Here is a 26,435-nt window from a genome sequence, read left to right as displayed (position 1 = left end):
TACGATGGCGGAAATCGAACCGGCGGAACTGGGAAGGCGATTGCAGGGGGACGGAGAGGACGTGCTCGTCCTGGACGTCCGCCACCGCGAGGAGTACGAGGACTGGCACGTTCCGGACAGTACGAACGTCGACGTCTACGATCAGTTGGTCGACGACCCGGCGGCCGCGAAAGAATCCCTCTCGGACCTCCCGGAAGACAGGGAGGTCGTCACCGTCTGTGCGGCGGGCGTCGTCTCCCAGACCGCGACGGACGTACTCGAGGAGATGGGGTACGACGCCGCGACGCTGGTGGACGGGATGAACGGCTGGAGCCGCGTCCACCGACACGCCGCCGTCCCCGTCGACCTCGACGGGGAGTTGATCCAGGTCGCTCGCCCGGGGAAGGGCTGCCTCTCGCACGTCCTGCTCTCGGACGGGCAGGCGGCCGTGTTCGACCCGTCCAGCTACGTCGAGGAGTACGAGGCGATCGTCGACGACCGCGGCGCCGAACTGGTCGCCGTCTTCGACTCGCATGCCCACGCCGACCACGTGTCCGGCGGCCGAGAACTCGCGTCCCGGCACGACGTCCCCTACTCTCTGCACCCCGCGGACGCGCTCGCCGTCGACGCCGCGCCCCTCGAAGACGGCGAGACGATCACCGTCGGGGACGTCGACGTCGAGGTGATCCATACGCCCGGCCACAGCGAGGGCAGCGTCTCGTTCGACGTCGAGGGGGCGGCGCTGCTCACCGGCGACACCCTCTTCCACGACAGCGTCGGCCGGGTCGAACTCGGCGTCGAGGCTGGGATCGAAGACTCCGACGTCGCGGCCAACGCCGCCACGCTCTACGAGAGCCTCCAGCGCCTGCTGGAGCGCCCGAGCGACGCAGTCGTCCTCCCGGCACACGACCCCGGATCGCCAGAGCCGCCGGTGACCGCGACGCTCGGCGAGGTCACAGAGCGGAACGAGGACCTGCAGCGGGACCGCGAGGCGTTCGTCGAAACGCTCGCGTCGGATATCCCGGACCACCCGCCGAACTTCGAGCGCGTCAAGCAGGTCAACGTCGGGCGAGAATCGGTCCCCGCGGACGAACTGGGCGACCTCGAGCTGGGTCCGAACAACTGCGCCGCCGAGTGACCGATGAGCGAGGCAACTGACCTGAAACAGGGCATCCGCGAGCACATCGGACAGTTCTCGCTGCACGTCCTGCTGGTGTTTGCGACGGGGCTGACGATCGGGTCCGAACGGGCCGTCGTCCCCGTTCTGGGCGAGGACGTGCTCGGCGTCGAGTCGTTCCTGGTCATCGGTTCGTTCGTCGTTTCGTTCGGAATCGTGAAGTCGATCCTCAACCTCTACGCGGGCAAGTGGGGCGAGGAGTACGGCCGCAAGCCGGTACTCGTCGCCGGATGGGCGACGGCGCTGCCTCTCCCGATCATCCTCATCTTCGCCCCCAGCTGGGGCTGGATCACCGTCGGGAACGTCCTCCTGGGCGTCAACCAGGCGCTCACGTGGAGCATGGCGATCAACGCGAAGATCGACCTCGCCGGGCCCGACCAGCGCGGTCTCGCGGTCGGCATCGACGAGTCGTTCGGTTACACCGGCCTCGCCGCCGGCGCCTGGATCACGGGGGTCATCGCGGCGCGGACGAATCTCCGTCCCGAGCCGTTTTACTTCCTCGCGGTGGTCGTCGTGCTGGCGTTCCTCGTCTCGATCTTCCTGATCAAGGAGACCGTCCAGTACGCGCAGGCCGAGGGTGACGACGACGATCACGACGCGAACCTTCCCTTCAAAGAGGTAGTGAAGCGGGCCACCTACGGCGACAGAACCCTGTTCGCGGCGGCGCAGGCCGGCCACGTCGAGAACTTCGTGGACACGCTGTTCTGGATCGCCGTGCCGCTGTACCTGACGAGCCAGGGGCTCGGCATCGACGCCGTGGGTCTCGTCGTCGGCGTCCACAGCGCGATGTACTTCTCCCAGATCGGCACCGGCGGCCTCGCGGACCGCATCGGCCGACGCCCGCCGGTCGTCGCCGGGATGTTCCTGGCCGGCGGGGGCGTCCTCGGAATGGTCCTCGTTGAGGGGTATCTCCCGTGGGCCGCCCTGGCCGCCGCCTCCGGGCTCGGGATGGCGCTGCTGTATCCGAACCTCATGACCGTGCCGAGCGACGCTGCCCATCCGACCTGGCGGTCGGCAGGCATGGGGGTCTACCGGATGTGGCGCGACTCGGGCTACGCGGTCGGTGCGATCCTGATCGGGCTCTCGATGGAGTTCGTGAGCGCCGAGGCCGCGTTCTACATGACTGCGGTCCTGATGTTCCTCTCCGGGGCCGTCGTGTACGTCTGGATGGAAGAAACCCATCCCGACTTCGGCACGCACGAACCGCCGGCGCCCGCGGCGGAATCGCCGACGCGAGCTGCGGGCGACGGATGACGCCGAGCAGGTCCAGGAGCGGACGGTCCACTTCCCGGCGGCCCGCGACGACCGCCCCTGCGAAGCACTGCCGGACGCGGTCGGCGACGAGTCCGGACTGCGGACCGTCAGCGGGACCGCGGTCGGGCACTCGTGGCCGGCCCCAGCCCGTTCGCCGACAGCTTACCGACCCCGCCGACGGTGGCGTTCCCTTACGCCGGCTGGTGCCGCGGGTCGCGCCGGTCAGTTCCTGCCGGCCGGCGACTGCATCTCCTTCGCCCCGCCCGTCGCCGGGTCGCGCCCCTGAAGCTCGAAGGCGGCGAGCCGCTCCAGGAGCTCGTCGGTCCGCTCGGCGACGTCTCCGACGTCGTCGGTCACGTCGGCGACGGTCGCCGTCTGCTCCTCCGTGGCGCTCGCGGCGTTGGCAGCCTCTTCTTCGGTCCGGTCGCTGACCGCCGCGAGCTCGTCGAGCGCCGTCGCGACTCGCTGGGTCGTCTCGGCCTGGTCCGCCGTGGCCTCGGAGATCTCCCGCACGGCGTCGTCGACCTCGCCGATGTCGTCGACGATGTCCTCGAAGTCCCGCAGCGCCGACTCGATAGTCGCCGTCGACTCGGTGACGGAGTCGTTCATCTCCCGGACGTCCTCGGCCGTCCGCCGCGCGTCGGCCTGCACGGCTTCGACGAGGTCGGAGACCTCCTCGGCGGCGGCCCTCGTCTCCTCGGCGAGGCCCTTGACCTCGTCGGCGACGACGGCGAACCCGTCGCTGTCGCCGTCGGCGCGAGCGGCCTCGATGGAAGCGTTCAGCGCCAGCATGTTCGTCTGCTCTGCGATGTCGCCGATGAGGTCGACGATCTCGTCGATCTCGCCGATCCGGTCGACGAGCCCGGTGACCGCGTCGGCCGTCCGGTCGACGCGCTCCTCGAAGTCGTCGAGTTCGTCGATGGCCTCGATCGCCTCCTCGCGGCCGGCGCGACCCCGCTCCGCTGCCGTCTCCGCCGTCTCGGCCGCGTCGTCGGCCGTGGCGGCGATCTCCTCGACGGTCGCCGAGAGGGTGTTCGTGTCGCCGGCGACGTCGTCGTGACGGTCGCTCTGCTGGCTGGTGCCGGCGGAGATCTCCTGGACGGATCGAGCGATCTCGCCGCTCGCACGATCGACCTCCCGCATGCTCTCGTCGAGCCGATCGGTGGACTCCGCGACGGCCGCGGCGAAGTCGGTCACCTCGCCGACGGTCTCCGAGAGCGTCCCCAGGAGCTCGTTGTAGTCCTCGACGACCGACTCGAACAGTTCGTCGTCGGCGTCGAACTCGACGTCGACGGTCGCGGTGAGGTCCCTGCGTCTGGCGCGCTCGGCGGCGTCGCCGAACGCCTCGACCAGCTCGCGGAGCCGGCGTGAGCGCGTCTCGAGGCGGTCGGTCGTCTCCCGAAGCTCGACCGTGTACTCCTCCAGGTTGGCGGCCATCCGGTCGAGCGACTCGCCGAACGCGCCCGGCACCGGCTCGTCGAGCACGTCCGCGTCGAACTCCTGCCGGGCGAGCGCGTCGGCCTGCCGGGAGACGGTCTCGACGTGGGACTGCATCGCTCCAAAGGAGTCGACGAGCGCTCCGACCTCGTCGCGCTGGTCGGTCTCGGGCGCGTCGACGTCCACTGCGCCCGACGCGATGCGGTCGGCCCGGTCGGCCAGCGCCGTGATGGGCTCGACCAGGTCCTCGCGGGTGACGATCACCGTGTTGACGAAGGCGACGGCGGCACCCAGCAGCAGCGCCCCCGCCAGGACCGCCTGCGCCGCGCCGTCGACCACGAACGCGACGCCCGCCTGGGCGATCGAGACGGCGAACTGGATCCCCACGGCGGCGTACACCTTCCGCTCGACGGAGCCGTCGACGCCGAGGCGGCTCAGCGACCGACGGAACTGCGATTTGTACCACTCGGCTACGTGCATCAGTGACCGTCGCTTTTCGGGAGATTCCCTTCAACTGATCCCCCCGTTTTCAGATATTGATAAAGTTCGGGCCGAACGGAGGGGGAGGCGATCGAGACGGTCGTCCTATTCGTGTTCGACAGGAGCGCGCGGGACGCCGACGTCCCCGAGGAAATCGCGGAGTTCGCGGGCGATCCGACCAGGATCACCGCCGTCAGGCGAGCGGTGGACTACCTCGACGACCGGGGCGTCTCCACAGAGGTGATCGAGGGGAGCGCGGACGCGGCCGAGCGGATCCTGACGGTCGCGGAGGAGCGGGACGTCGACAGCATCGTCATGGGCGGCCGGAAGCGCTCGCCCATCGAGCAGAGCCTCTTCAGCAGCGTCACCCAGTCGGTCGTCCGGAACACGGACCGTCCCGTGGTCGTCACCGGCGGGTCGGGGGAGTGAGCGCCGGGCAGGAGCGGCGCTCCGGTTCATACTGTCGGCTGTAACATTTCGAAAGCACTCGCCACCCCGTAGTGGCGAGTGTCTTTACGGACTGACAGCCGGCAGTATCAGTCCGCCGCCCGCTGGATCGGGCTGGCCCGCTGCGTGACGGGGTCGACGTAGACCAGCATCGAGTCGTCGTCCGCCGTCGCCTCGACGACCCAGACGCTGGGCTGACGATCCGTGCCGTCGATCGCGACGTCCCCGTACCCGCGCTCGATCAGCGCCGATCGGGCCAGCGCTACCGCGTCGGCCTCGTCGCCGACGGTCACGTCCGTCTCGGGGAGGTGGACGGTCAGCACAGGGACGGTGGCGTGCCGGACGAGTCGCTCGGCGACGCTCCCGATCACCCGGCGCTCGACGCCAGAGCGGCCGTGCGTCCCGGCCACGACGAGGTCCGCGCCGATCTCCTCGGCGTACTCGACGATGGTCTCCGCGGGGTGACCCTCCCGGATCTCCGTCTCGACGGCCACATCGTGGGCCTCCGCGAGCGCGGCGACTCGGTTGACCGCCTCTTCGCCGTGCTCCACCAGCCGTGACGTCGCCCGCGCGACCTCGGAGACGAGCGACCGCGCGTCCTCGTCGATCACGTGGAGGACGTACACGGTGGCGCCGTACTGCTCGGCGAGGTCGGCCGCCCGTAGCGCGACGCTCGCCGTGCCGGTGCTGCCGTCCGTGGGTACCAGTATCCGGTCGTACATAGTCGAATTGACGGGACGAGCGGGCAAGTACTAGCGACCGCGTTCTCGCCGACTGGGAGCGGCGGCGGGCGGACATTCGGTAAGCTGTCGAACAGGTAAGAAACCATATTACTTCTCGATGGCCGCCGTGTCCAGTTGAGTGGGCCGTAGATGGGGGAAACAGAGAGCACGCCTCACCAATGATAATATTCCCGTCAGTATGGGGTGGTCCGTTCGAGCGTCGCGTCCCCCGGGATCAGTTCCTGCAGTGTGGGAACGTGGGTCACCTTTGAGGTCGATCGAGAAACGAGGTCGGGTATGGGAGGCCCAGAGACATGACTGAGCCGTGGAACGTCGTCGTCTGCGTCAAGCAGGTGCCGGACGACGACGAGGTCACTATCGATCCGGACACGGGCCGGCTGGACCGTTCCAGCGCGCCGGCCGTGCTCAACAGACCGGACAGGAACGCAATCGAGGCGGCGCTGTGGATCCGAGACGAGGTCGACGCGCGTGTGACGGCGGTCTCGATGGGCCCGCCGACGGCGACGGCGGTCCTGAAGGAGGCGGTCGCGGTCGGCTGCGACGACGCCGTGTTGCTCTCCGATCGCGCGTTCGGCGGCAGCGACACGTGGCCGACGAGCCTGGCGCTCGCCAGGGCCGCCGAGGAACTGGACGCGGACGTGGTCGTCTGCGGCGAGGAGACGACCGACTCCTCGACGGGACAGGTCCCGCCGGGAATCGCCGCGCACAACGGATGGGCGCAGCTCACCTACGTCGAGGACCTCGAGGTCGACTCCGACGACGAGCGAGTGATCGCCCGGCGGGACGTCGAGGGCGGCCACGAGCGCGTCGCGGCCGACCCGCCCGTCGTCGTCGCGGTGGCGTACGGCGAGAACGAGCCTCGGCCGGCGGGGCTCCACCGGAAGCTGTTCGCGGAGAACGAGTTCGAGCCGCCGACGTGGTCCGCGGCCGACCTCGGCGTCGAAGACGAGGTCGGTCTCGCCGTCTCGCCGACCGCCGTCGGCGGGATGGAGACGGTCGACCCGGTCGAGCGGGCGCAGGCGGTCGTCGACTCGCCCGGTGAGCTGCTCGCCGCGCTCGACGAGGAGGGGGTGGTCTGATGGTCGACGTCGACGAGTACGACGACGTCTGGGTGTTCGTCGAGGAGCACGCCGGCGACGTCGCGGGCGTCTCGTGGGAGCTGCTGGCCGAGGGCCGCGAACTGGCCGACGCCATCGGCGATGACCTCGTCGCGGTCGTGATCGGCGAGGGCGTCGACGGCGTCGCCGAGGCGGCCGTCTCGCGGGGCGCGGACCGCGCGCTGGTCGCCGACGATCCGGTCTTCGAGCCCTATCGCGCGGACCCCTACGGCGAGCAGTTCCGCCGCCTGGTCGAGGACCGCAAGCCCTCGATCGTCCTCATCGGCGGGACTCACACCGGCCGGGACTTCGCCGGACGCGTCGCGGTGCCGGCACACGCCGGCCTCACGGCCGACGTCACGGAGCTCGACGTCGACGAGGACGGCCTGCTTCAGGCCCGCCGGCCGGCCTTCGGCGGGAACGTGCTCGCGTCGATCATCTGCGAGGAGCACCGGCCACAGATGGCGACGGTCCGACCCGGCGTCTTCGAGGCGTCCGAGCCGGAGCCCGATCGATCGGGCGAGGTCGAACCCGTCGAGGTCGTCGTCGAGGAGTCGGACACCGTCTCGGAGGTGCTGGAACGGGAGACCGGCGACACCGCGGACATCACGGACGCCGACCGGATCGTCGCGGCCGGGGCCGGCTGCGACGGCGACCTCGAACCGATCGAGGAACTGGCGGACGCGCTGGACGCCGAACTGGCCGCCAGCCGCGCCGCTGTCGACGAGGGCTGGATCGACGGCGCTCGCCAGGTCGGCCAGACCGGCAAGACCGTGCGACCGGAGCTGTACGTGGCCGTCGGCATCAGCGGTGCCGTCCAGCACGTCGAGGGGATGGACGACAGCGAGGTCGTCGTCGCCATCAACAGCGATCCGAACGCGCCAATCTTCGACCATGCCGACTACGGGATCGTGGCTGACCTCTTCGAGGCGTGCCCCACCCTTGCCGAGCAGCTCCGCGACGGGGAGTTCGAACCGGAGGTGATCGCATGACCGACGACGCACACGAGCGAACGGACGAAGAGATGCCCGGGACGCGGCGACTGGCCACCCCGGACTACGACGGCGAGTTCGACGCGATCGTCGTCGGGGCCGGGCTGGCCGGGAGCGCGGCCGCGCTGACGATGGCCCAGAGAGACCTGGACGTCCTGGTGATCGAGCGCGGCTCGTACCCGGGCGCGAAGAACGTCTTCGGCGGCGTGCTGTACACCCCGACGATCCGCGAACTGGCCGACCTCGACGACGCCCCGCTGGAGCGGTACGTCGCCGAGAAGCGCTTCGCGATGCTGACCGAGGACGACGAGACGGCCGTCTCGATGCGGCCCGGCGACTGGCACGACCCGCCGCACAACGACTCCTACACCGTCCTGCGGGGCGACTTCGACGAGTGGTTCGCCGCGCAGGCCGCCGAGGCCGGCGCGACGCTGGTGACCGAGACGACGGTCACCGGGCTGATCCGCGACGGCGGACGGATCGTCGGCGTCGAGACCGACCGGCCCGACGGCGCGCTCCGCGCGCCGATGGTCGTCCTCGCGGAGGGCGGCAACTCGCTGGTGAGCGAGGGCGCCGACCTGAAGCGGACGGAGCGGCGCGAGCACGTCGCCGTCGGCGTCAAGGAGGTGCTGGAGTTCCCCGAGCGCGACGGCGTCGTCGAGGACCGGTTCCGCCTGGACGGGGACGCCGGCGTCTCCTACCACTACTTCGGCACCGGCGCGGTCGGCGACGCGTTCGGGGGCGGCTTCGTCTACACGAACGACGACACCGTTAGCGTCGGGCTGGCCTACCGGCTCTCGGACGCCGCGACCGCCCAGCCCGACCCGGCGGGGACGCTCGACGCGTTCAAGTCCCACCCGGCGGTCGCACCCCTGCTCCGGGACGCGCGGACGGTCGAGTACACCGCCAAGACCATCCCCGAGGGCGGCGTCGAGTCGGTCCCGGACCTCGTCCACGACGGCGCGCTGATCGTCGGCGACGCCGCCGGTCTCGTGCTCAACAACGGCATCCACCTCGAGGGCACGAACATGGCCGTCGAGAGCGGCTACTACGCCGGTCAGGCGGTCGCCGACGCGGTGTCGGCCGGTCACGTCGACCGCACCGCGCTGACCGCGTACCCGGACGCGCTCGCGGACTCGTTCGTCGTCCGGAACCTCGAGCGGTACGACTGGCTGATGGAGGCCGCGCGCGAGGATCAGGACCTGCTGTTCGAGGAACTGCCGCGGGCGGTCGCGGACGCGGGCGCGGAGTACTTCCGGATGGACCGGGAGCCGAAGGCATCGCACGCCAGCGCGGCGAAGCAGCGACTCCTCGAGGCCGTCGGCGGCTGGCGAGGCGTCGCGAAACTCGCGCTCAGATACAGGAAGATCGTCTCATGAGCACCGAACCCGGCGTTCCGACGGTCGAGAACGAATCGCTCGAAGATCGCCTCTACACGGTCAAGTACACGGACTCCGGCGAGTCGCACCTGGACGTGACGATCCCGGGGATCTGCGCTGAGAAGTGCGTGACCTACGACTGCGCGTCGGTCTGTCCGGCCGGCGTCTGGGAGGCCGACGGCGACGGCGGCGTGCCGACCATCGCCTACGAGAACTGCCTGGAGTGCGGGAGCTGCCGGTGGGCCTGCCCGCACGGCAACGTCGAGTGGGAGTACCCCGAGCGCGGCAGCGGCGTGACCTACAAACAGGGGTAGCTCGGTCTCACTTCTCCGTGTCTCCCCGATCGAACCGCCGCTGCGATACGATGCCTCCCGCGATCGAGGGCGACCGGAAACCGCCTGCCGCGATCCCTCCACGCCGTCGGGGACGACGTCCGTCACGCGTGGGTCCGCGGGACGCGCATGTAGAGGGACCGCAACAGCAGGCCGAAGCCGACGAGGACGAAGACGCCGTGTATCAGCAGCCCCTCCTTCGCGTCCAGCCGGAACAGGACAACGAGGAGGCCGCTGAGGGCCACGCCGACCGTCAGGACGCCGAACCCGTAGCTGAACAGGTACATCGGGCTGGATTCGGATCGACGGGCGGCCCGGTGTGCAAGGTACGCGATGCATCCGCCGACGAGGACGGTGCTGATCACGACGACGATCACCAGGACCGTCGCGGTCACGTTCGGTATCATTGTGGTGGGGTCACTTCCGCGGCGTTGCTTTGCTGGCTGGGCGTTGCTGGTGCATCTATCTGTAACTACCGTGCGAGATACCTTCAACCGGCGACACCGTTCCCGGGTGGTGAGAACGTCTATCACGGAAAGCGTCGCATCAGACCGGGCAGAGAGCGTCTGAGGCCGCCGTTATCGGAACCATCATTGAACGATAATGAGGGATGCTCGGTCGGTAGCGTGGACTCGTCCTCAGGCCGCGGGAACGCGCTCCCAGTTATATCCCCCTTCAGGGGCTACGCGTACATGTGAGGTGACACAGATGTCCTACCAAGCGGTTAACCCCCTGGCGGAAGACTTCGAAGTCGAGCTGGGCGGGGCCTGGGCGGCCTACTGGCTGGCGACGTTGCGCGTGATCACCGGCTGGTGGTTCTTCCACGCCGGCGTGACGAAGCTCATCGAGGACGGGCTGGCGTACAGCTACGGGCCGATGTACCTCCAGGAGATGACGGGCACGGCGCTGGGCCCCATCCCGGTGTGGATGGGCGAGAACCTGGGCTGGGCGATCCAGGCGCTGGTCCCGCTGGGCGAGACCCTCATCGGGCTCGGCCTGATGCTGGGCGTCCTGGTCAGGCTGGCCTCCGCGTTCGGCGTCTTCTTCATGACCCTGTTCTGGGTCGGGAACGCCGGATTCGGTCACGGCCTGGTCAACAGCGACCTGATGGGGCTGCTGCTGTTCGTGACCATGATCGTGCTGGCGACCGGCCGCTACTACGGCCTCGACGCCATCGTCGAGAAGACGGAGTTCGTGAAACAGCGTCCGCGGCTGCGGTACCTGCTGGGCTGACCGAGGTGACAAACAATGGAACACAACGCCACCGTCATCGATCGCATCGCCATGGGCCTGAGCGGCGCCCTGTTCCTGCTGGGCGTCGTCGGGTTCGGGATCGTCGAGATCCTGGCCGGCCCGCCGTACGGGGCCGCGCCACAGACCAACGACGCCGGCGAGGTCATCGCCACGCCGCTGGTCGATCCGAACCTCCGGACCGGGCTGGTGATCGCCGGGCTGCTCGTGCTGACGCTGTACGGGCTCTACCGGCTCGCCACGCCCTACTTCGAGGGCGAGGAGCAGGAGACGCCCGCGGTCACGCACAGCTGAACGGAGTAGAGCGGCCGAGTCGCAGGGCACTGCCGCCCCGCGACAGCGAGCGGATCGCGACCCGTTCGACTCCCTCACCGTCCCTTCTGTAGCGCATCGACCGATCGACGGGAACCGACGAGCGACGCGACGCGGTCAGTCCTCGCTCGACGGGGAGAGCGTCAGTACCGGCCGGTCCGCCAGACGAACGACGTGCTCGGCGACGCTGCCGAGCAGGTACCGATCCAGGCCGGTCCGGCCGTGGGTCCCCATCACGATCAGGTCCACGTCGTGATCGGCGGCGTAGTCGACGATGCTCCGGGCCGGCGTCCCGCTGAGCACCGACGCCTCGGTGGACCGCAGGTCGGCCGCCTGGGTGCGGCGGATCACGTCGTCGACGGCGCGCCGCCCGGACTCCTCCAGCGCATCGAGGATCGCGGCGCTCTCGGCGCTCCCCCAGATGGGCGTGAGGTCGACGACGTGGACGACGTGTAACGCCGCACCGGTCGCTTCACAGAGGGCGATCCCGTGGTCGGCCGCGGCGTCCGCCCCCTCGCTCCCGTCGGTCGGCACCAGCACCGAGTCGAGGTCCGGATCAACGCTCGCGTCCTCCGACACGGTGACGACGGGAACGGGCGAGACGCGCAGTGTCCGTTCGGCGACGCTACCGAGCGCGATTCGATCCAGGCCGGTCCGGCCGTGAGTCCCCATCACGATCAGGTCGGCGTCGTGGTCGGCGGCGTCGTCGACGATCGCCCGGTGGACGGCGTCGGTCGTCTCCACGATTTCCGTCGATACGGGAATCCCGCGGTCGGCCGCCCGTTCGGTGATCGACTCCAGGATCGGCGTCGCGCGTTCGGCGACGTGACTGCTGGTCTCGCCCGCGACCTCGTCCGAGAGGTCCGCGAACTCGACCACGTTGATCGCCCGGAGCGACGCGTCGAATCGATCGGCGAGCGCCAGCGCCGACTCGACGGCCGCCGTCGCCGGTTCGCTGCCGTCCGTGGGCACCAAAATGGTATCGTACATGCTGTCTCCAGCTGCCACTACGCTCGCGGGGTCTGTCAAGACTGGTGTGCGTTCTCACATCGCAGGAACGTCGCCCGGGCCAGTCCGAACCGGTCCGCGATCGACCGTTCGTTCACTTTACTCCCGGGAACTGACCGCGAGCGGTGAGCTCTCGCACGTCGAGTTCGTACCAGACCGTCTCGTACTCCGAGATTGGCTTGTTGAAGACCTCCAGCGCCGTTTCCTCGCCGACGTCGGAGAACAGCGCCGCTGCCTCGGCGAGGTCGTCGTCCGGGACGCGGCGGAGCGGACCCCTGACCACGACGCTCTTCCAGTCGTCCCGCTTGCGCCACTCGTAGGTCGTGAGGCTGGCGACGTCAGTCGCAGCGACGAACTCCCGTTTCCGGCTGTTCTCACCCATGAGAAACCGGAAGACGCAGCGACCGTCGGAGTCGTCGTACGCGAACGCGATGGGGATCGTGTAGGCCTGTCCGTCCCTCGCGAATCCCAGCACTCCGAGCCCGCGGTTCCGCAGGAACTCCTCGGTCTCGTAGTCGTCGAGTTCCGTGCCGATCTCGCGCGACATGGTATCACGGATCGGTGGCGCAGCAAAGAAAGTACTGCGGCGCTGTTCACCACCTGGTGACCAACTACTCTATCCCACGATACCTCCTAACGGCGGGCGACCCCGGGATTTTCTACGCCCTCTTTCGATACGGGAGAGCGTGCGCACGTTTCAGCCGCCGAGCGAGATAGACGGACGCTTCTCGTCTCTCACCGCCATCGAGAAAGGCGTAGTCACCCGCGTACGACAGCACTGGACCGGACGGCTCCGTTCGAGACGAAGCGACCGATGAGCGACGCGGCCACGACGGAATCGGAGTGGTACACCGAGTCCGTCGAGACGGCGTGCGACGAGTACGAGACCGGTGCGGAGGGACTCTCCAGCGAGGAGGCCGAGCGTCGCAGAGACGGCTACGGACCGAATCGCCTCCCGCGGGCGAAACCGACGTCGCTGTGGGAGATCGCCCTCCGGCAGTTCACGGACCCGCTCATCTACGTCCTCGCGGCCGCGGCGGTCGTGTCGGTCGCCGTCGGAGAGGGAACCGACGCCGCCTTCATCGCGGCGGTCCTGGCGATCAACGCCCTGATCGGGAGCGTTCAGGAGTGGCAGGCCGAGCAGAGCAGCCGGTCGTTGCAGGAACTGATCGAGACGCGTGCCACCGTCCTCCGCGACGGCGACGCGCGGGACATCGCCGCCGAAGACGTCGTCCCGGGCGACGTCGTACTCCTCGAGTCGGGCTATCGCGTGCCGGCGGACGTGCGGTTGACGGCGACCCACGACCTCGAGGTCGACGAGTCCCCGCTGACGGGCGAATCCGAGGCGGTGCTGAAAGACGAGGACTGGGAGGCGTCTGGCGACGTCCCGCTGGGCGACCGGCGCAACATGGTCCACGCGGGGACGAACGTCACCAGGGGTCGCGGCCGTGGCGTGGTAGTCGCCACCGGGGCGGAGACTACGGTCGGCCAGCTCGCGGAGGACGTGACGGCGGTGGAGGGCGGGCAACCGCCCCTCGTGATGCGGATGGAGCGGTTCACTCGGGCCATCGGCGTCGCGGTCATCGTCGCGGCGGCGATCACCGCGATCCTCGGGGTGGTGATCCACCAGTACGACGCCGTCGAGATGTTCCTCTTCGCGGTCGCGCTGGCCGTCTCGGCGATCCCCGAAGGACTCCCGGTCGGGATGACCGTCGCACTGGGCGTCGCCAGCCGGCGGATGGCCGACGTCGGCGTGATCGTCCGCCGGCTCGTCGCCGTCGAGGGGCTCGGGAGCTGTACGATGATCGCCACCGACAAGACGGGGACGCTCACGGCCAACGAGCTGACCGCCCGGCAGCTCCGCCTGGCGGACGGGACGACCTACGACGTCACGGGGGAGGGGTACGATCCCGATGGAGCAGTGCTTCGCGACGGGGTGCAGACCGACGCGGGGAGCGACGACCGCCTGGCTCGCCTCGCGCGGGCGGCGATCCTCTGTAACGAGGGGACCCTGTCTCGGCGCGACGGCGAGTGGACGTGGCGCGGCGATCCGACCGACGTCGCGCTGCTGGCGCTCGGCCGCAAGCTCGGACGGACCAGAGAGGGAGCGCTCGCGGAATACCCACAGGTCGAGGAAATCCCCTTCGAGTCCGAGCAGCGGTTCTCGGCCACCTTCCACCGGGCGGACGACCGAACGGCGGTGTTCGTCAAGGGCGCGCCCGAGCGCGTCGTGGCGATGTGCGACGAGACGACCACGGACGCCTCGCTCGCCGACCTCGAAGCGGAGACGGAGGCGATGGCCCGGGAGGGGTATCGAGTCCTCGCCGTCGCCGAGGGAACTCTCGACGGCGAGCTCGACCCGGAGGCCCCGCCGCCGGAACCGACCGGCCTCACGTTCCTCGGGTTCGTGGGACTGATCGACCCGCTGCGGTCGGGCGTCCGAACGGCGATCGCGACGGCTCGCCGGGCGGGCATCACCGTCACGATGATCACCGGAGACCACCCCGAGACGGCGCTGGCGATCGCCCGCGACCTGGGGCTCGCCGAGCGGCCGGACGAGGTGGTCACCGGCGTCGAAATCGCCGACCGATCCACTGACGACGTCCGGGAACTGCTCGGGACCACGCACGTGTTCGCACGGGTCTCGCCGGAGCAGAAACTGGACATCGTGAAAGCGGCCCGGGACGCGGGCCACTACGTCGCCGTCACCGGCGACGGGGTCAACGACGCCCCGGCGCTGCGACAGGCCAACGTCGGCATCGCGATGGGGCAGATGGGGACGGACGTGGCCCGCGACGCGGCCGAACTCGTCATCAGCGACGACAACTTCGCCACGATCGTCTCGGGCATCGAACAGGGGCGGATCGCCTACGACAACGTGCGGAAGATCGTCTACCTCCTGGTGTCGACCGGCGCGGCCGAGGTTGTGCTCGTCCTGCTGGCCATCGTCGCCGGGATGCCCCTGCCGCTGACGCCCGTCCAGATCCTCTGGCTGAACCTCGTCACCAACGGTATCCAAGACGTCGCGCTGGCCTTCGAACCGGCGGAAGACGACGTGCTCGACCGGCCGCCGCGCTCCCCGACCGAACGCGTCTTCGATCGCCTCATGGTCGAACGGACGGTCGTCGCGGCGCTGATCATGGGACCGCTCGCGTTCGGGGCCTTCGCCTGGCTGCTCGACGCCGGTCTCTCGGCGACGGCGGCCCGCAACCAGATCCTCCTGCTGATGGTGCTGTTCGAGGTCGTCAACATCGGCAACGCGCGCTCCGAGACCACCTCGCTCTTCCGGCTCTCGCCGCTGGGAAGCCCGATTCTCCTCGCTGGGACGATTACCGCGTTCCTCGTACACGTGGGATCGATGTACGCGGCGCCCGCCCGGGCCGTCCTCGAGACGGCGCCGGTGCCGCTGGGCAGGTGGGCGTTCCTGACCCTCGTCGCGCTCTCCGTGGCCGTCGGCATCGAGGTCCACAAACTGTGGTGGCGGCGACGGCGCTCCCCGAGACGGGTGACCGAGGAGGAGTCGTAGACTCTCGTCACGTCGAGCGTCCGCTCGCCCGCAATACCCACAGATCGCCGCACTCGAACGCCCGGTCTCCGTCGCTCGACGTCGAGTCAGACAGCCATCGATGTGCGGGTAGTTCTCACCCTGCGAGAACTGGCTCGCGGCCATTAATGGTTGGGGATGTAACACTAGAGCGGAGGGACAGCAAATGCCAATCCAGGACCTCGCCCGGGAGGACGTCGTCACTGCAACGCAGGACGCTGCAGTCCACGAGCTTGCGGAAACCATGCGCGACGAAGACGTCGGTAGCGTCGTCGTTACAGACGGTGACACCCCCGTGGGCATCGTCACTGATCGGGACCTGACGACGCGCGTGCTGGCCGAATCGACCGATCCCAGCGGCGTCGCTGCACGCGACGTCATGTCGACGGATCTCCACACGGTCGGGCCCGACGCCGGGTTCTACAGGCGGAGCAGGCCGAGTGCCTCGGGGCTTGACCCCGAGGCGGTTCACCAGGCCGCAGAGGCGATGAGCGAGCACGGAATCCGTCGGTTGCCCGTCTGTACGAACGAAGACGAGCTGGCGGGGATCATCACCGCCGACGACCTCACCGAACTCCTCACGAACGAACACGAACACCTCGCGTCGGTCATCCAGGCGCACGCCCGTCGTACTGATCACTCGGGTCCGCCCGCCGGACCCGACTCCGTTCGGTCCCGTTGCTGTGGTCGAAATCGGTGCTGCTCACACCTCTGGAGTGCGACGGGGACCTCGAAGCCGCCGGTCGACGAGAGATCGGACCGGGAGAAGTGACAGCTAGTTTAAAGTACGGGCCGAGTGATTGCTTGCGTATGGACTTCGACGAGTTCACCGGACAGGTCCAGCACCGCCTCGAACTGGCCAACACGGGCGAAGCAGTGCGGGCGACTCGCGCGACGCTCTCGACGCTGGGACGGCGGATTCCCGAGGGGAACGCGGAGGACCTCGCCGCGTCGCTGCCGATGGAGGTCAAGTGGTACATGACCGGCGCGGTCAGCGAGCACGGACAGCGATTCGACTGGACGGAGTTCGTCGAGCGCGTGAGCGAGATCGAGAACGTCGACCGACCGGAGGCGGCCTACCGCTCGCGAGTCGTCGTCGACCTCGTGCACTCCCTCGTCCCCGAGTCCGACTTCCAGCAGCTCCGCGACCAGCTGCCGGAGAGCGACGACGACGAGGGCTGGGGAAACCTCTTCGAGATCGTGGACGCGGGCGGCTGGCAGGAGTCCGACGCCGGCCAGACCGGAAGCGACCAGCCGTCAGGGTAGGACCGCGACCGTCTCGCCGCGCGGCATCTCTCGAGACGCCGCACCGCGAACCCGACGAGGCGGTGCCGTCGTGCTGTGCCGTCGCCCGCGGCGACACGCGACGGGGCGGTACGGACTCCGATTACTCCGAGTAGCCCTCCTGCAGGAACGCTCCCTCTGTCTCGTACATCGAGACGAGCGTCTCGATGAACTCCTCGATCGATTCGCCCTCCTCGCGGTGGTCGTCCAGGCGCTCCCTGAGGTCGTCGTCGATTTCGATGGTGTGGCTCATGAGTCCCGTACGGACGATGGTCCGCCAGGGTTATAAATCGTCTGTCACTTTCCGGGACCCGGGAACGCGTTCGGATGGCTTTCCCGCTGGACCGCGAACCGGGCGTATGGGCGGCGTTCCGACGCTTACCTACTACGACAGGATCCTCGCCGCCATCGCGGCGAGTCTCGGAGGCGGGGCGCTCGCCGGCGTAGTGACGCCGGTCCAGTTTCGCACCGGACTGTTCGTCGGTTCGCTGGTCGCGACGGCGTTCGTCTACGCGGCGCTGTTCCGCAATCCGCCGCTACCGGAGACGTCGACCCGGGTCAAAGCTGCGGCCGCCGTCTGGCACGCGGTCCCCGCCGGCGTCTTGCTGTCGCCGTGACGACTACGCCGAGGAGCACGCTATTGCCGGTTCCAGCGGGGGCATCGTCGCGGCCAGCGCCTGCTCCTCCCCCGACAGCGACACTCGCGACGAAACTTTTCCCGGGTGCCAGGAATCGACAGCCGTTTTATCCCCCTGCTCGCTGTAGTATCACTCGTGATGACACTCCACGAACTCGAGGGGTTCGGCGTGTCCCGGATGACCGACGGAGAGATGCGCGACTTCCTGACGAATCGGGGGGTCGGCGTGCTCGCGCTCCCAGCGGAGCACGAGCCGTACGTGGTCCCGATGTCGTTCGGCTTCGACGGCGAGGACTCCCTCTACTTCACGTACGTCACGACCGACGAGAGCCGGAAGGAGCGCCTCAGCGAGCGCGGCGACGACGCGGCGTTCCTGGTGTTCGACGCGCCCTCGCGGTTCATGTGGCAGAGCGTGCTGCTGTCCGGCGCAGTCTCGCCCGTCCCGGAATCGGAATGGGACGACCTGGGGGACGCGCTCGGGAACGCCTGGCGCCCCGACCTCTTCGAACAGAACGGCCTGGCCGCGGACGTCACGGTCTACCGGTTCCGGATCGCGAACCGCGTCGGGTACAAACAGAACGGACTGCCGCCGGGGTTCGAGCCGCCACAGTCGGAGGAATCCACGTGACGTCGGCGCTCACCGACCCGGCGCAGAAGCGCTGGCTCGCGTCCCGACCGGAGACTTATGGGCGTTCCACCAGTCCTGTCACCCATGCCAGAAGATAGCCCCATCGAGATGGACGAGAAAGAGCGCGACGAGTTCCTCGGGAACGGCGGGACCGGCGTGCTCTCGCTGTCGACGTCGGGCGACGACTCGCCGCACTCGGTGCCGGTGTCCTACGGATACGATCGCTCGGAGTCGACCTTCTACTTCCGGCTCTCGAACGGGGAGTCCAAGGGCGACCTCGACGGCCGACCGGTCGCTTTCGTCACGTACGGCGACGACGACGAGCGCTGGCGGAGCGTCGTCGCCCGGGGCCACCTGGAAGACGTCGATAACGAGGACATCGCCACGGAGTCGCTGGACGGCCTCGACCACGTGGACATCCCGCTTATCGACATCTTCCACGCCCCGACCCGCGAGGTGGACTTCGAGTTCCACCGGCTCGTACCCGACGAACTGACGGCGCGGATCGAGTCCGAATTCAGACAGGAGTGATCGGAGCGCAGACCCGACTGAAACACGTGCGGGCGGTTATATGCGGAGCAGGCGCAATACCACGCCGTTGACGGGGTGGATACGCGCCGTCACTCCTCGAAAGAGACCACCGTTCGAACGCCTCCCCGAGTTTCCCACAGTGATGTTTAAGTGACAGACCGCCTTCCAGTGCTGTAGGAATCGGTCGGAACGGAGCGGATTCTGAACCGTCCTTCGGAGGCGGCCTGTCCGTCCACGTAACGAGGTAGTATCTGAAAGAACAGTCGGTGAACGCCACATCCTCGACGGGTGTGCCAACGTGCCGACTGCTCAAAGCGAGCAAGACGATACCCCCAACTCTGCTGACGCTTGCTGGCATCCCGTGGCAAAAACAACACTGGAACGCCGTACACGGTCGAGGAGAGGGGGTAACGGCCAGTTGCCATGGCCAGCAGTCCACCAGTCCGACGCTGTGGGACGACCCGCGCCCGAAAGGGCTGGTAGTCCGATGATTGGACTGCACACCTGAAACTCCCACCGCTCGGGATTCCTCCGCGTGAACGCGGAGGATGATGTCAAACGACCACCACGACTACGATACCGACGACCGAGACGACGGCCAGGGCGGCCGTGACGAGGCGAGCGTGCCGTCGAGTGCCGATGAGCCACGCGAGCCCGGCCTTCGTCGCAGTGTTCGCGATAGCCCCGACGACGATTCCGGTCGTCGCGACCTGTCGGGACACCTCCCCCTCCGCGGCCAGGCGGCTTAGCGTCAGCGTGATCGCGTCGACGTCTGCGAGCCCGGAGACGAACGCCGTCGCGTACACGCCCGACGCGCCCAGACGCGAGTGGGCGGTCTCGGAGACCAGCAGCACCGCCGCGAAGACGAGTCCGAAGAACAGCGCCGGCCGCAGCCGAAACGGGTTCTCGACGTCGGCGTTCAGGTCCGACTCTGCGGTCGCCCGCCAGTAGAGGACGGCGGCGGCGATAGCGCCGGAGACGGTCATAGCGCCGAGCGGAACCGCGACGTACGGCAGGAGCGCCCGGTTGATCACGACGACTTCGACGAGCGCCCTGGGGAACATGACGGCCGACGCGACCACGGTCGAGAAGGCGCAGATCCGGGCGAGCGCCGGCGCTTCGCTCGTCCGCTCGGCCATCGACACGGTCGTGGCTGTCGAGGAGACGAACCCGCCCAACATGCCCGTCGCTGCGATGCCCCGCTCGGTGCCGATCGTCCGACTCAGGACGTACCCGGCGAAGCTCAGGCCGGTGACGAAGACGACCATGAGCCAGACGAACCGCGGGTTGAGGCCGAACAGGACGTCGAGTTCCCGGGCGGGAAGCAGCGGATAGACGACCAGCACGACGAGGATGAACTTGACCGACGCCCGGCGCTCCCGGTCGTCGATCCCCTCGGCGAACTCGTGGATCGCTCCCTTCGCGGACAGCAGGACGGTGACGACGCCGCCCACGACGACTGCGACGACGGTCCCCCGCTCCGAATGCATCGCCGTCGCCCCGAGCACGACGGTGAGAAGCGCCGCGGTCAGCGTCGTGAGTCCGACGTCGCGCTCGAACCACGCTCTCGCCCCGTACGCCACGGTGAGCGCGAGCGCGAGCGCGGCCAGAACGACGGGGAGCATCGGCGGGAAGAACGCCTGCACCAGTGCACCGAGGATCGCGAACAGCGGGAACGTGCGACTGCCCGCGACCGATCCGGCCGACTCGCTCTGCTCCCGTTCGAGACCGATGAGGGCCCCGATCCCGAAGGCGATTCCGACGCGGAACACGACGCGGTAGAGCGGATCAGTGACCGGATCGACCATCCACCGGTACGTCACGCGCCCGTATCGTCAAACTTCGGGCCCCGTCGTCCTTTCGAGATTCAGCCCTCGCAACGCGGTCGCGTCTCAGCGGTAAGGCGCCGTTTTCGGGCTGTAGGTCGACCATATAATAACGGTAGTACGGGCGTTAGACTGTGCGCTCAGAACGCCCGACGGCTCCCGATCACGCCGCCGTCGCCACGGACTCCGGCGGTCCCGTGAGTGGGCCGTCCCGTCGGCGTGGCGTGGTATGCTACCCGTACGCCGACCAAACGTCGGATTTGTCGCAGGGCGATCCTCTATAGTAGAAATTGAACGCACTGACACACTCGATGGGCATACGAGGTGCCCCTCGATGTGTAAATAGTTTCTATTTCTACTATAGATCGGTCGGAGCGGCGGGTACCCGAAAGAACGGTGTCCGAGGGACAGCGGCCGGTGCTCCGGAGGACGGCGGCGATCGGATAGACTGACCGCAGCCGTCCCGGGTGGAAGTGTCACATCAGGGTACGCGGTTGCTATCGGAAGAGGAACCATCGACTATCTCGTACCTGACCGTGAATAGGAGACGATTGTGCCGAAATAACGGTGATATTTTAAGTGCAGGGCAGACGTCGGTCCGATCATGGCAGCCGAACAACTGGTCATCGCGGCGGTGATGGCGGCGCTCGTGGTCACCGTCATCTTCGCCTTGCTTCGGGTCGAGGACTGGCGATCGTACGCGCCGATGGCTGGCGGCGGCTACGACGAGTCGGCCGTCACGGAACGGCGGGAGAAACCCGGTGGACTGATCCGCTGGCTGACGACCGTCGACCACAAGGACATCGGGATTCTCTACGGCGTCTACGGCGTCATCACCTTCGCCGTGGGCGGGATCATGGCGTTCCTGATCCGCCTCCAGCTGATCACGCCCGGCGGCGCCATCGTCGGCAACAACCTCTACAACGCGCTCCTGACCAGCCACGGGATCACCATGCTGTTCCTCTTCGGGACCCCGATCATCGCTGCGTTCGGCAACTACTTCGTGCCGCTGCTGATCGGGGCCGACGACATGGCGTTCCCGCGGATCAACGCCATCGCCTTCTGGTTGCTCCCCCCGGCGGCACTGATGATCTGGGCCGGTTTCTTCGTCCCCGGTCTCGACCCGGCACAGACGAGCTGGACGATGTACCCGCCGCTGTCAGTCGAACAGCCGCACCTCGGTGCGGACCTGATGTTCCTGGGCCTGCACCTCTCGGGGGTGGCCACGACCATGGGTGCGATCAACTTCATCGCGACCATCTTCACCGAGCGGGGGGCCGAGGTCGACTGGGCGAACCTCGACATCTTCTCGTGGACCATCCTCACCCAGTCGGGGATCATCCTGTTCTCGTTCCCGCTGCTGGGCAGCGCACTGGTCATGCTCCTGCTCGACCGGAACGTCGGGACGACGTTCTTCGCCGTGGACGGCGGCGGTCCGCTGCTGTGGCAGCACCTGTTCTGGTTCTTCGGCCACCCCGAGGTGTACATCCTCGTGCTCCCGCCGATGGGGCTGGTCAGCTACATCTTGCCGCGGTTCTCCGGCCGCGAGCTGTTCGGCTTCAAGTTCGTCGTCTACTCGACGCTGGCAATCGGCGTCCTCTCGTTCGGCGTGTGGGCCCACCACATGTTCGCGACGGGGATGGACCCACGCCTCCGTCTGAGTTTCATGACGGTCTCGCTGGCCATCGCCGTCCCCAGCGCGGTCAAGACGTTCAACTGGATCACGACGATGTGGCAGGGTCGACTGCGACTGACCGCGCCGATGCTGTTCTGCATCGGCTTCATCTCGAACTTCATCATCGGCGGCGTCACCGGCGTCTTCCTCGCCTCAGTCCCCGTCGATCTGGTCGTTCACGACACCTACTACGTCGTCGGCCACTTCCACTACATCGTGATGGGTGCCATCGGCTTCGCCGCCTTCGCCGGCATCTACTACTGGTTCCCGCTCTACACCAAGCGGATGTACCAGCGCACGCTCGCGAAGTGGCACTTCTGGCTGTCGATGGTCGGGACGAACGTCACGTTCTTCGCCATGCTGGCGCTAGGCTACCTCGGCATGCCGCGCCGGTACGCCACCTACGAACTCGACGGCGCACTCGCGCCGTTCGGACAGATCACGTTTTGGCACCAGATCGCCTCGGTGGGTGCCCTCGTGTTGCTCGTGGGGCAGGTCATCTTCGTCTGGAACGTCGTAATCTCCTGGCTCGAGGGACGGCGCATCCGCGACGGCGACCCGTGGAACCTCGAGCGCGACGACATGTTCGGCCGCGACTTCGCCTGGTTCGAGCGCCAGTTCGGGGACACCCTCGCCACCGACGGCGGCGAGAGTGGAGACGAGACGTCGCCGGACGACGACGGTCCCCGGTGACGGGCGCGCCCGCTGTCGGGGTACGCGACTGCCGGCGTCGGTCGACCACCGGAGTCCACGGCGTTCGCCGTGCGTCCGTTAGAACGACGCACGTAACTCGCAGCGTTCGGGCGTGAACCGTTATTTCCCCGCGAGCGGTACGTCGAGAGCATGCGAGCGACTGATTCGGCGAGCGTTACGCGCCGCGGCTTCCTCCTCTCGGCCGGCGGGACGACCGCGGCGGCCGCCGCGTCGAACCCGGCGAGCGCCCAGGAAGACGCCGTCATCGACATGACCGACGAACTCGTATTCGACCCGGACTCGACCACTATAGCGCCCGGAACGACGGTCGTGTGGGAGAACGTGGGCGACATCGGTCACTCCGTGACCGCCTACGAGGAGGAGATCCCCGACGACGCCGAGTACTTCGCGTCCGGCGGCTTCGAGGACGAGCAGTCGGCCCGCGACGCGTATCCGGACGGGGACATCCCCGGCGGAGAGAGCTTCGAGCACACCTTCGAGGTCGAGGGCACCTACGGGTACTTCTGCGTCCCGCACGAGAGTGCCGGAATGGTCGCCGAACTCACGGTCTCGGCCGGCGGCGACGGCGGCGATGGCGGCGGCGAGGGCGGTGGCGGCGGTGACGACGTCGTCCCCGAGATGCCGGAGGTCGTCAGGACCGCTGTCATCGCGCTCGTCGGCGCGATGGTCGTCGTCGTCGCGCTGGGGTACTTCTTCCTGAAGTACGGCGGCGACTACGGCCCGGAGTGACGCCACTGGCCGCGGGGCCGCCACCGAGTGCGGGTGGTCCGACACCCCGGCGACTGTCGACGACGCGTCGGCGTCGGCCGCCGGGGCACCTCAGCCCCTGATCCACTCGCGGATCAGTTCGTTGACGTTGTGGAACAGGACGGCGACCGAGAGCAGCGTCGTCGCGAAGTAGACGACGAGCGCTGGCGGCCCGCCCAGCGACGTCCCGACGACGCCGCCGATGAGGCCGACCACCGTCAGTTCGACCCAGGTCACGAGGATCCGCGACCCCAGGTTCGGACCGCTCGCCGGGAGGTCCTCAGCCATACGCCTCTCCGTCCTCGATCGGGCCGCTGAACACCGAGTACAGCACCCCGAAGTACGACAGGACGATCGGTAGCAGGACGGCGGCCATGATCGACATCAGGTTCAGCGGCAGCGTCGAGACGACGGCCTCCTGAACGGTGAGACCGGTCGTCCGATCGGCTACCGGGTACATGACGACGCCGACGACCGACACGAGCGCCGCGACCAGCACGGCGACCGACGCGAACGCGACGTAGTATCGTCGCCGCCGGGTCGCGACGACGTACGTCGCCGTTCCAAGGACTGTCACCCCGACCAGCGCCCCGACGACGGGCGACAGCAGGGACGGCCGCAGGGCCGGTACAGTGGCGTACACCGCCGCCAGCGCCGCGGCGACGAGAACCAGGTACGCGACGACCGCGCGTATCCCGTCCCTGCTCGCGTCGTCCCGCAGCGATCCGCGCGCCTTCAGGCCGAGAAAGGCAGCGCCGTCGGCGACGGTCAGCGCGACGAGCGCGAGCCCGCCGACGACGCCGGCCGGCGACGCGAGGCCGGGAGAGCCGACCAGCCAGTTCAGGACGAACGCACCGAGGAGAAACGGCGTCACCGTGCTCCCGACGACGAAGGCGGCCCCCCAGAACCGCCGCCACCGTGAATCGGTCCGCTCCTCGTACATCTCGGGCGCGAGCCCGCGCAGCCCGAGCGCGGCCAGGATGGCGAACATCAGCAGGTAGTACCTGCTGAAGAGGTTCGCGTACACGGCCGGGAACGCCGCGAACAGCGCGCCGCCGAACACGACCAGCCACACCTCGTTGCCGTCCCAGAACGGGCCGATAGCGGTCAGCAGTTGCTCGCGCTCGTGGGCGTCCTCGCGCGTGGCGAACAGCACTCCGATGCCGAAGTCGAAGCCGTCGAGGAACAGGAACATCCCGAAGATGGCAAACAGCAGCGCGAACCACAGCTCCGCGAGCGGCAGTCCGAACAGCGGCTCCGACGCCAGCGCCGACGCGCTAATCGCCATCGGCTGGCACCTCGCTCTCGACGGTCGGCGTTTGCGTATTCGCCCGGAGGTCGGACCCGCTCGGCGGCCCCGCCCGGACGAGGCGGACGACGACGTACGCGTACAGCCCGAGCAGCGCAGCGTAGCCGGTCACGAATCCGACGAGCGTGAACGTGGCCTCCGCGCCCGTCAGGCCGGGAGAGACGCCGTCGGCGGTCCGCATGACGCCCTGGATGACCCACGGCTGGCGGCCCACCTCGGTGACGATCCAGCCCAGCTCCACGGCGAGAATTCCGAGCAGCGACGACCCCATCAGCGCCTTGTGGAGGAGGTCGTCATCGCGCAGTTCGCCGCGCCACCAGCGGTAGCTGGCCCAGAACGCGAGGAGTATGAACCAGAACCCGAGGCCGACCATGAGGCGGAACGACCAGAACACGATGGCGACGGGCGGGGCCTCGGTCTCGAAGGAGTCGAGGCCGCGTATCGTCGCCTGCGGGTCACCCCCGCTGGCGAGCCACGACGCGCCCCCGGGGATCCCGATGCCGAACAGATCCCTGGTCCGCGGGTCGAGGAGGTCCTGCACGTCGGTCGGGAACGCGACGATGTACTCGGGCACGTACGAGTCCGTCTCCCAGACGGCCTCCATCGCGGCGAACTTCTGGGGCTGCGTCTCGTAGACGTGGCGGGCGTACAGGTCGCCGTGGATCACCTGTAGCGGCGCGGTGATCACGAGCGCCACGATGGCGATCTTCAGCGTCGTCTCCCAGAACTCGGGGTGTTCGACGGGGTAGCCCCACACGTGGTGGCGGAACACGTGGTAGGCGGCGACGCCCGCCATGAACAGCGCGACCGCCTCGACGGCCGAGTTCTGCATGTGGACGAACATGTACTGGAAGCGCGGGTTGAAGTACGCCGCCAGCGGGTCAGTCAGCAGGACGACCTGCTGGCCCCCCTCCGTCGCGAGGTCGAACCCGCGAGGCGTCTGCATCCACGAGTTCGCGATCAGGATCCAGACGGCCGACAGCCACGTCCCGAGTCCGACGGCGACGCTGGAGACGAAGTACAGCGCGTCAGAGACCCGCTCCCGGCCGAAGACGAAGATGCCGAGGAAGGTTGCCTCCAGCATGAACGCCATCATCCCCTCGGTGGCCAGCGGGCCGCCGAACAGCTCGCCGGCGGTCGTCGAGAAGGCCGCGAAGTTCGTGCCGAACTCGAACTCGAGGACGAGTCCGGTGACGGTGCCGACGACGAAGCTCACCGCGAAGATACGGACCCAGAACCGCCGCAACTGCTCGTAGATGGGTTTCCCGGTCCGGATCTCCTTCCACGTGAAGTAGATCAGGAAGGGCGCGAGCCCCATGCTCATCACCGGGAAGACGATGTGGACGATCGTCGTGACGGCGAACTGGAGCCGGCTCGCGAAGGTCGGGTCGATCACCCGTCGGTCACCTCCTCGCGGCGTTCACGACGACGCTCTGTTCGCGTCGGCACCGCGCCGGTCCACCTCGACCCACCCCCGCGATCGACGGACGCCGCACGGGGTACGCTTCCGTCATAGCCCATACGACTAGACGAGTCTCGTCGAGTGAAATCGTTACTGGTCTGATCGTCGAAATCGAGCACTGTACGGTACTCGCACCGCCGCGCTGCGTGAAGCGGCTCCCGTGATCGAGGCCGCGGTCGCGTCAGGTCCC

General features: G+C 68.3%; 26 protein-coding genes and 1 pseudogene. 17 read left to right on the top strand and 10 right to left on the bottom strand.

Annotated features, from left to right (window positions below; all coding sequences use genetic code 11):
* The first annotated feature begins 4 nt into the window (after nt 1-4).
* Both LCY71_RS20050 and LCY71_RS20045 read left to right on the top strand, forming a co-directional pair.
* Nucleotides 5-1,117 (top strand): MBL fold metallo-hydrolase, encoded by a 1,113-nt coding sequence (locus LCY71_RS20050; RefSeq protein WP_225336339.1) that lies wholly within the window; start codon nt 5-7, stop codon nt 1,115-1,117.
* A gap of 3 nt (nt 1,118-1,120) precedes the next feature.
* A complete protein-coding gene (locus LCY71_RS20045; RefSeq protein ID WP_225336338.1) occupies nt 1,121-2,410 on the top strand; it encodes an MFS transporter in 1,290 nt (429 codons plus the stop codon).
* Nucleotides 2,411-2,632: 222 nt separating this feature from the next.
* Here LCY71_RS20045 and LCY71_RS20040 read toward each other — a convergent pair whose 3' ends face one another.
* Complete coding sequence (locus LCY71_RS20040) at nt 2,633-4,327, bottom strand: methyl-accepting chemotaxis protein (protein WP_225336337.1); 1,695 nt, start codon at nt 4,325-4,327, stop codon at nt 2,633-2,635.
* Between the two features lie 111 nt (nt 4,328-4,438).
* Here LCY71_RS20040 and LCY71_RS20035 point away from each other — a divergent pair, with 111 nt between their 5' ends.
* Nucleotides 4,439-4,756, top strand: coding sequence for a universal stress protein (locus LCY71_RS20035; protein ID WP_225336336.1), 318 nt, complete (start codon nt 4,439-4,441; stop codon nt 4,754-4,756).
* Between the two features lie 107 nt (nt 4,757-4,863).
* Here the strand turns inward: LCY71_RS20035 and LCY71_RS20030 are convergent, their stop codons facing one another.
* Nucleotides 4,864-5,496 (bottom strand): universal stress protein, encoded by a 633-nt coding sequence (locus LCY71_RS20030; RefSeq protein WP_225336335.1) that lies wholly within the window; start codon nt 5,494-5,496, stop codon nt 4,864-4,866.
* Nucleotides 5,497-5,810: 314 nt separating this feature from the next.
* Here LCY71_RS20030 and LCY71_RS20025 point away from each other — a divergent pair, with 314 nt between their 5' ends.
* The 4 genes from LCY71_RS20025 to LCY71_RS20010 are packed head-to-tail and all read left to right on the top strand — an operon-like array spanning nt 5,811 to nt 9,299.
* Nucleotides 5,811-6,596, top strand: coding sequence for an electron transfer flavoprotein subunit beta/FixA family protein (locus tag LCY71_RS20025; RefSeq protein ID WP_225336334.1), 786 nt, complete (start codon nt 5,811-5,813; stop codon nt 6,594-6,596).
* A complete protein-coding gene (locus LCY71_RS20020; RefSeq protein ID WP_225336333.1) occupies nt 6,596-7,606 on the top strand; it encodes an electron transfer flavoprotein subunit alpha/FixB family protein in 1,011 nt (336 codons plus the stop codon). Before LCY71_RS20025 ends, LCY71_RS20020 begins: the two co-directional genes overlap by 1 nt.
* Complete coding sequence (locus LCY71_RS20015; protein ID WP_225336332.1) at nt 7,603-8,985, top strand: FAD-dependent oxidoreductase; 1,383 nt, start codon at nt 7,603-7,605, stop codon at nt 8,983-8,985. Before LCY71_RS20020 ends, LCY71_RS20015 begins: the two co-directional genes overlap by 4 nt.
* The gene (locus LCY71_RS20010; protein ID WP_225336331.1) at nt 8,982-9,299 is read left to right on the top strand and encodes a ferredoxin family protein; all 318 of its coding nucleotides are present in this window, start codon (nt 8,982-8,984) and stop codon (nt 9,297-9,299) included. The genes LCY71_RS20015 and LCY71_RS20010 overlap by 4 nt, the downstream gene beginning before the upstream one ends.
* Nucleotides 9,300-9,421: 122 nt before the next feature.
* Here the strand turns inward: LCY71_RS20010 and LCY71_RS20005 are convergent, their stop codons facing one another.
* Entirely contained in the window at nt 9,422-9,724 is a 303-nt protein-coding gene (locus tag LCY71_RS20005) for a DUF7521 family protein (protein ID WP_225336330.1), read from the bottom strand.
* A gap of 301 nt (nt 9,725-10,025) precedes the next feature.
* On the opposite strand from LCY71_RS20005, the gene LCY71_RS20000 reads away from it, so the two are divergent.
* Both LCY71_RS20000 and LCY71_RS19995 read left to right on the top strand, forming a co-directional pair.
* Nucleotides 10,026-10,550 (top strand): DoxX family membrane protein, encoded by a 525-nt coding sequence (locus LCY71_RS20000; RefSeq protein ID WP_225336329.1) that lies wholly within the window; start codon nt 10,026-10,028, stop codon nt 10,548-10,550.
* Nucleotides 10,551-10,565: 15 nt separating this feature from the next.
* Nucleotides 10,566-10,862, top strand: coding sequence for a hypothetical protein (locus LCY71_RS19995; protein WP_225336328.1), 297 nt, complete (start codon nt 10,566-10,568; stop codon nt 10,860-10,862).
* Between the two features lie 135 nt (nt 10,863-10,997).
* Here the strand turns inward: LCY71_RS19995 and LCY71_RS19990 are convergent, their stop codons facing one another.
* Together LCY71_RS19990 and LCY71_RS19985 are read right to left on the bottom strand one after the other, a co-directional pair.
* Nucleotides 10,998-11,870: a universal stress protein gene (locus tag LCY71_RS19990; protein WP_225336327.1), complete on the bottom strand. Its 873-nt coding sequence runs from the start codon at nt 11,868-11,870 to the stop codon at nt 10,998-11,000.
* Between the two features lie 112 nt (nt 11,871-11,982).
* Entirely contained in the window at nt 11,983-12,435 is a 453-nt protein-coding gene (locus LCY71_RS19985) for a pyridoxamine 5'-phosphate oxidase family protein (RefSeq protein WP_225336326.1), read from the bottom strand.
* 267 nt (nt 12,436-12,702) lie between these two features.
* Between LCY71_RS19985 and LCY71_RS19980 the strand changes: the two genes are divergently transcribed.
* From LCY71_RS19980 to LCY71_RS19970, 3 genes and pseudogenes are all read left to right on the top strand, one after another.
* Nucleotides 12,703-15,414 (top strand): cation-translocating P-type ATPase, encoded by a 2,712-nt coding sequence (locus LCY71_RS19980; protein WP_225336325.1) that lies wholly within the window; start codon nt 12,703-12,705, stop codon nt 15,412-15,414.
* Nucleotides 15,415-15,598: 184 nt separating this feature from the next.
* Nucleotides 15,599-16,068 (top strand): annotated as a pseudogene (locus LCY71_RS19975) (CBS domain-containing protein).
* A gap of 174 nt (nt 16,069-16,242) precedes the next feature.
* Nucleotides 16,243-16,698: a DUF2267 domain-containing protein gene (locus tag LCY71_RS19970; RefSeq protein WP_225336324.1), complete on the top strand. Its 456-nt coding sequence runs from the start codon at nt 16,243-16,245 to the stop codon at nt 16,696-16,698.
* Nucleotides 16,699-16,819: 121 nt separating this feature from the next.
* On the opposite strand, the gene LCY71_RS19965 is transcribed toward LCY71_RS19970, so the two are convergent.
* A complete protein-coding gene (locus tag LCY71_RS19965) occupies nt 16,820-16,969 on the bottom strand; it encodes a DUF7557 family protein (protein WP_225336323.1) in 150 nt (49 codons plus the stop codon).
* Nucleotides 16,970-17,075: 106 nt separating this feature from the next.
* Here LCY71_RS19965 and LCY71_RS19960 point away from each other — a divergent pair, with 106 nt between their 5' ends.
* The 3 genes from LCY71_RS19960 to LCY71_RS19950 all read left to right on the top strand — a co-directional run bounded on the left by LCY71_RS19960 (nt 17,076) and on the right by LCY71_RS19950 (nt 18,512).
* Nucleotides 17,076-17,333: a DUF8015 family protein gene (locus tag LCY71_RS19960; protein WP_225336322.1), complete on the top strand. Its 258-nt coding sequence runs from the start codon at nt 17,076-17,078 to the stop codon at nt 17,331-17,333.
* Between the two features lie 159 nt (nt 17,334-17,492).
* Nucleotides 17,493-17,981 (top strand): pyridoxamine 5'-phosphate oxidase family protein, encoded by a 489-nt coding sequence (locus LCY71_RS19955; protein ID WP_225336321.1) that lies wholly within the window; start codon nt 17,493-17,495, stop codon nt 17,979-17,981.
* Nucleotides 17,982-18,065: 84 nt separating this feature from the next.
* Entirely contained in the window at nt 18,066-18,512 is a 447-nt protein-coding gene (locus tag LCY71_RS19950; RefSeq protein WP_225336320.1) for a pyridoxamine 5'-phosphate oxidase family protein, read from the top strand.
* A 554-nt stretch (nt 18,513-19,066) separates the two neighbouring features.
* Here the strand turns inward: LCY71_RS19950 and LCY71_RS19945 are convergent.
* A complete protein-coding gene (locus tag LCY71_RS19945; protein ID WP_225336319.1) occupies nt 19,067-20,320 on the bottom strand; it encodes an MgtC/SapB family protein in 1,254 nt (417 codons plus the stop codon).
* Between the two features lie 622 nt (nt 20,321-20,942).
* Here LCY71_RS19945 and LCY71_RS19940 point away from each other — a divergent pair.
* Nucleotides 20,943-22,706 (top strand): cbb3-type cytochrome c oxidase subunit I, encoded by a 1,764-nt coding sequence (locus LCY71_RS19940; protein ID WP_225336318.1) that lies wholly within the window; start codon nt 20,943-20,945, stop codon nt 22,704-22,706.
* 150 nt (nt 22,707-22,856) lie between these two features.
* Nucleotides 22,857-23,456 (top strand): plastocyanin/azurin family copper-binding protein, encoded by a 600-nt coding sequence (locus LCY71_RS19935; protein ID WP_225336317.1) that lies wholly within the window; start codon nt 22,857-22,859, stop codon nt 23,454-23,456.
* Between the two features lie 90 nt (nt 23,457-23,546).
* Here the strand turns inward: LCY71_RS19935 and LCY71_RS19930 are convergent, their stop codons facing one another.
* The 3 genes from LCY71_RS19930 to LCY71_RS19920 are packed head-to-tail and all read right to left on the bottom strand — an operon-like array spanning nt 23,547 to nt 26,179.
* Entirely contained in the window at nt 23,547-23,762 is a 216-nt protein-coding gene (locus LCY71_RS19930) for a hypothetical protein (protein WP_225336316.1), read from the bottom strand.
* Nucleotides 23,755-24,762, bottom strand: coding sequence for a cytochrome d ubiquinol oxidase subunit II (gene cydB / locus LCY71_RS19925; RefSeq protein ID WP_225336315.1), 1,008 nt, complete (start codon nt 24,760-24,762; stop codon nt 23,755-23,757). The genes LCY71_RS19930 and cydB overlap by 8 nt, the downstream gene beginning before the upstream one ends.
* A complete protein-coding gene (locus LCY71_RS19920; protein ID WP_225336314.1) occupies nt 24,752-26,179 on the bottom strand; it encodes a cytochrome ubiquinol oxidase subunit I in 1,428 nt (475 codons plus the stop codon). Before LCY71_RS19920 ends, cydB begins: the two co-directional genes overlap by 11 nt.
* Nucleotides 26,180-26,435: the final 256 nt, after the last annotated feature.

It is taken from the genome of Halomicrobium urmianum (assembly GCF_020217425.1).
In the GTDB taxonomy this organism is placed as follows: Archaea; Halobacteriota; Halobacteria; order Halobacteriales; family Haloarculaceae; genus Halomicrobium; species Halomicrobium urmianum.
The sequence above is the reverse complement of the archived record's forward strand: the minus strand, read 5'-3'. Positions and strand labels throughout refer to the sequence as shown.

What these genes read in the sequence shown, in the direction of transcription:
- LCY71_RS20050 (WP_225336339.1), top strand. Translation starts at nt 5, where the DNA reads ATGGCGGAAATCGAACCGGCGGAACTGGGAAGGCGATTGCAGGGGGAC.
- LCY71_RS20045 (WP_225336338.1), top strand. Translation starts at nt 1,121, where the DNA reads ATGAGCGAGGCAACTGACCTGAAACAGGGCATCCGCGAGCACATCGGA.
- LCY71_RS20040 (WP_225336337.1), bottom strand. Translation starts at nt 4,327, where the DNA reads ATGCACGTAGCCGAGTGGTACAAATCGCAGTTCCGTCGGTCGCTGAGC.
- LCY71_RS20030 (WP_225336335.1), bottom strand. Translation starts at nt 5,496, where the DNA reads ATGTACGACCGGATACTGGTACCCACGGACGGCAGCACCGGCACGGCG.
- LCY71_RS20025 (WP_225336334.1), top strand. Translation starts at nt 5,811, where the DNA reads ATGACTGAGCCGTGGAACGTCGTCGTCTGCGTCAAGCAGGTGCCGGAC.
- LCY71_RS20020 (WP_225336333.1), top strand. Translation starts at nt 6,596, where the DNA reads ATGGTCGACGTCGACGAGTACGACGACGTCTGGGTGTTCGTCGAGGAG.
- LCY71_RS20015 (WP_225336332.1), top strand. Translation starts at nt 7,603, where the DNA reads ATGACCGACGACGCACACGAGCGAACGGACGAAGAGATGCCCGGGACG.
- LCY71_RS20010 (WP_225336331.1), top strand. Translation starts at nt 8,982, where the DNA reads ATGAGCACCGAACCCGGCGTTCCGACGGTCGAGAACGAATCGCTCGAA.
- LCY71_RS20005 (WP_225336330.1), bottom strand. Translation starts at nt 9,724, where the DNA reads ATGATACCGAACGTGACCGCGACGGTCCTGGTGATCGTCGTCGTGATC.
- LCY71_RS20000 (WP_225336329.1), top strand. Translation starts at nt 10,026, where the DNA reads ATGTCCTACCAAGCGGTTAACCCCCTGGCGGAAGACTTCGAAGTCGAG.
- LCY71_RS19995 (WP_225336328.1), top strand. Translation starts at nt 10,566, where the DNA reads ATGGAACACAACGCCACCGTCATCGATCGCATCGCCATGGGCCTGAGC.
- LCY71_RS19990 (WP_225336327.1), bottom strand. Translation starts at nt 11,870, where the DNA reads ATGTACGATACCATTTTGGTGCCCACGGACGGCAGCGAACCGGCGACG.
- LCY71_RS19985 (WP_225336326.1), bottom strand. Translation starts at nt 12,435, where the DNA reads ATGTCGCGCGAGATCGGCACGGAACTCGACGACTACGAGACCGAGGAG.
- LCY71_RS19980 (WP_225336325.1), top strand. Translation starts at nt 12,703, where the DNA reads ATGAGCGACGCGGCCACGACGGAATCGGAGTGGTACACCGAGTCCGTC.
- LCY71_RS19970 (WP_225336324.1), top strand. Translation starts at nt 16,243, where the DNA reads ATGGACTTCGACGAGTTCACCGGACAGGTCCAGCACCGCCTCGAACTG.
- LCY71_RS19965 (WP_225336323.1), bottom strand. Translation starts at nt 16,969, where the DNA reads ATGAGCCACACCATCGAAATCGACGACGACCTCAGGGAGCGCCTGGAC.
- LCY71_RS19960 (WP_225336322.1), top strand. Translation starts at nt 17,076, where the DNA reads ATGGGCGGCGTTCCGACGCTTACCTACTACGACAGGATCCTCGCCGCC.
- LCY71_RS19955 (WP_225336321.1), top strand. Translation starts at nt 17,493, where the DNA reads ATGACACTCCACGAACTCGAGGGGTTCGGCGTGTCCCGGATGACCGAC.
- LCY71_RS19950 (WP_225336320.1), top strand. Translation starts at nt 18,066, where the DNA reads ATGCCAGAAGATAGCCCCATCGAGATGGACGAGAAAGAGCGCGACGAG.
- LCY71_RS19945 (WP_225336319.1), bottom strand. Translation starts at nt 20,320, where the DNA reads ATGGTCGATCCGGTCACTGATCCGCTCTACCGCGTCGTGTTCCGCGTC.
- LCY71_RS19940 (WP_225336318.1), top strand. Translation starts at nt 20,943, where the DNA reads ATGGCAGCCGAACAACTGGTCATCGCGGCGGTGATGGCGGCGCTCGTG.
- LCY71_RS19935 (WP_225336317.1), top strand. Translation starts at nt 22,857, where the DNA reads ATGCGAGCGACTGATTCGGCGAGCGTTACGCGCCGCGGCTTCCTCCTC.
- LCY71_RS19930 (WP_225336316.1), bottom strand. Translation starts at nt 23,762, where the DNA reads ATGGCTGAGGACCTCCCGGCGAGCGGTCCGAACCTGGGGTCGCGGATC.
- cydB (WP_225336315.1), bottom strand. Translation starts at nt 24,762, where the DNA reads ATGGCGATTAGCGCGTCGGCGCTGGCGTCGGAGCCGCTGTTCGGACTG.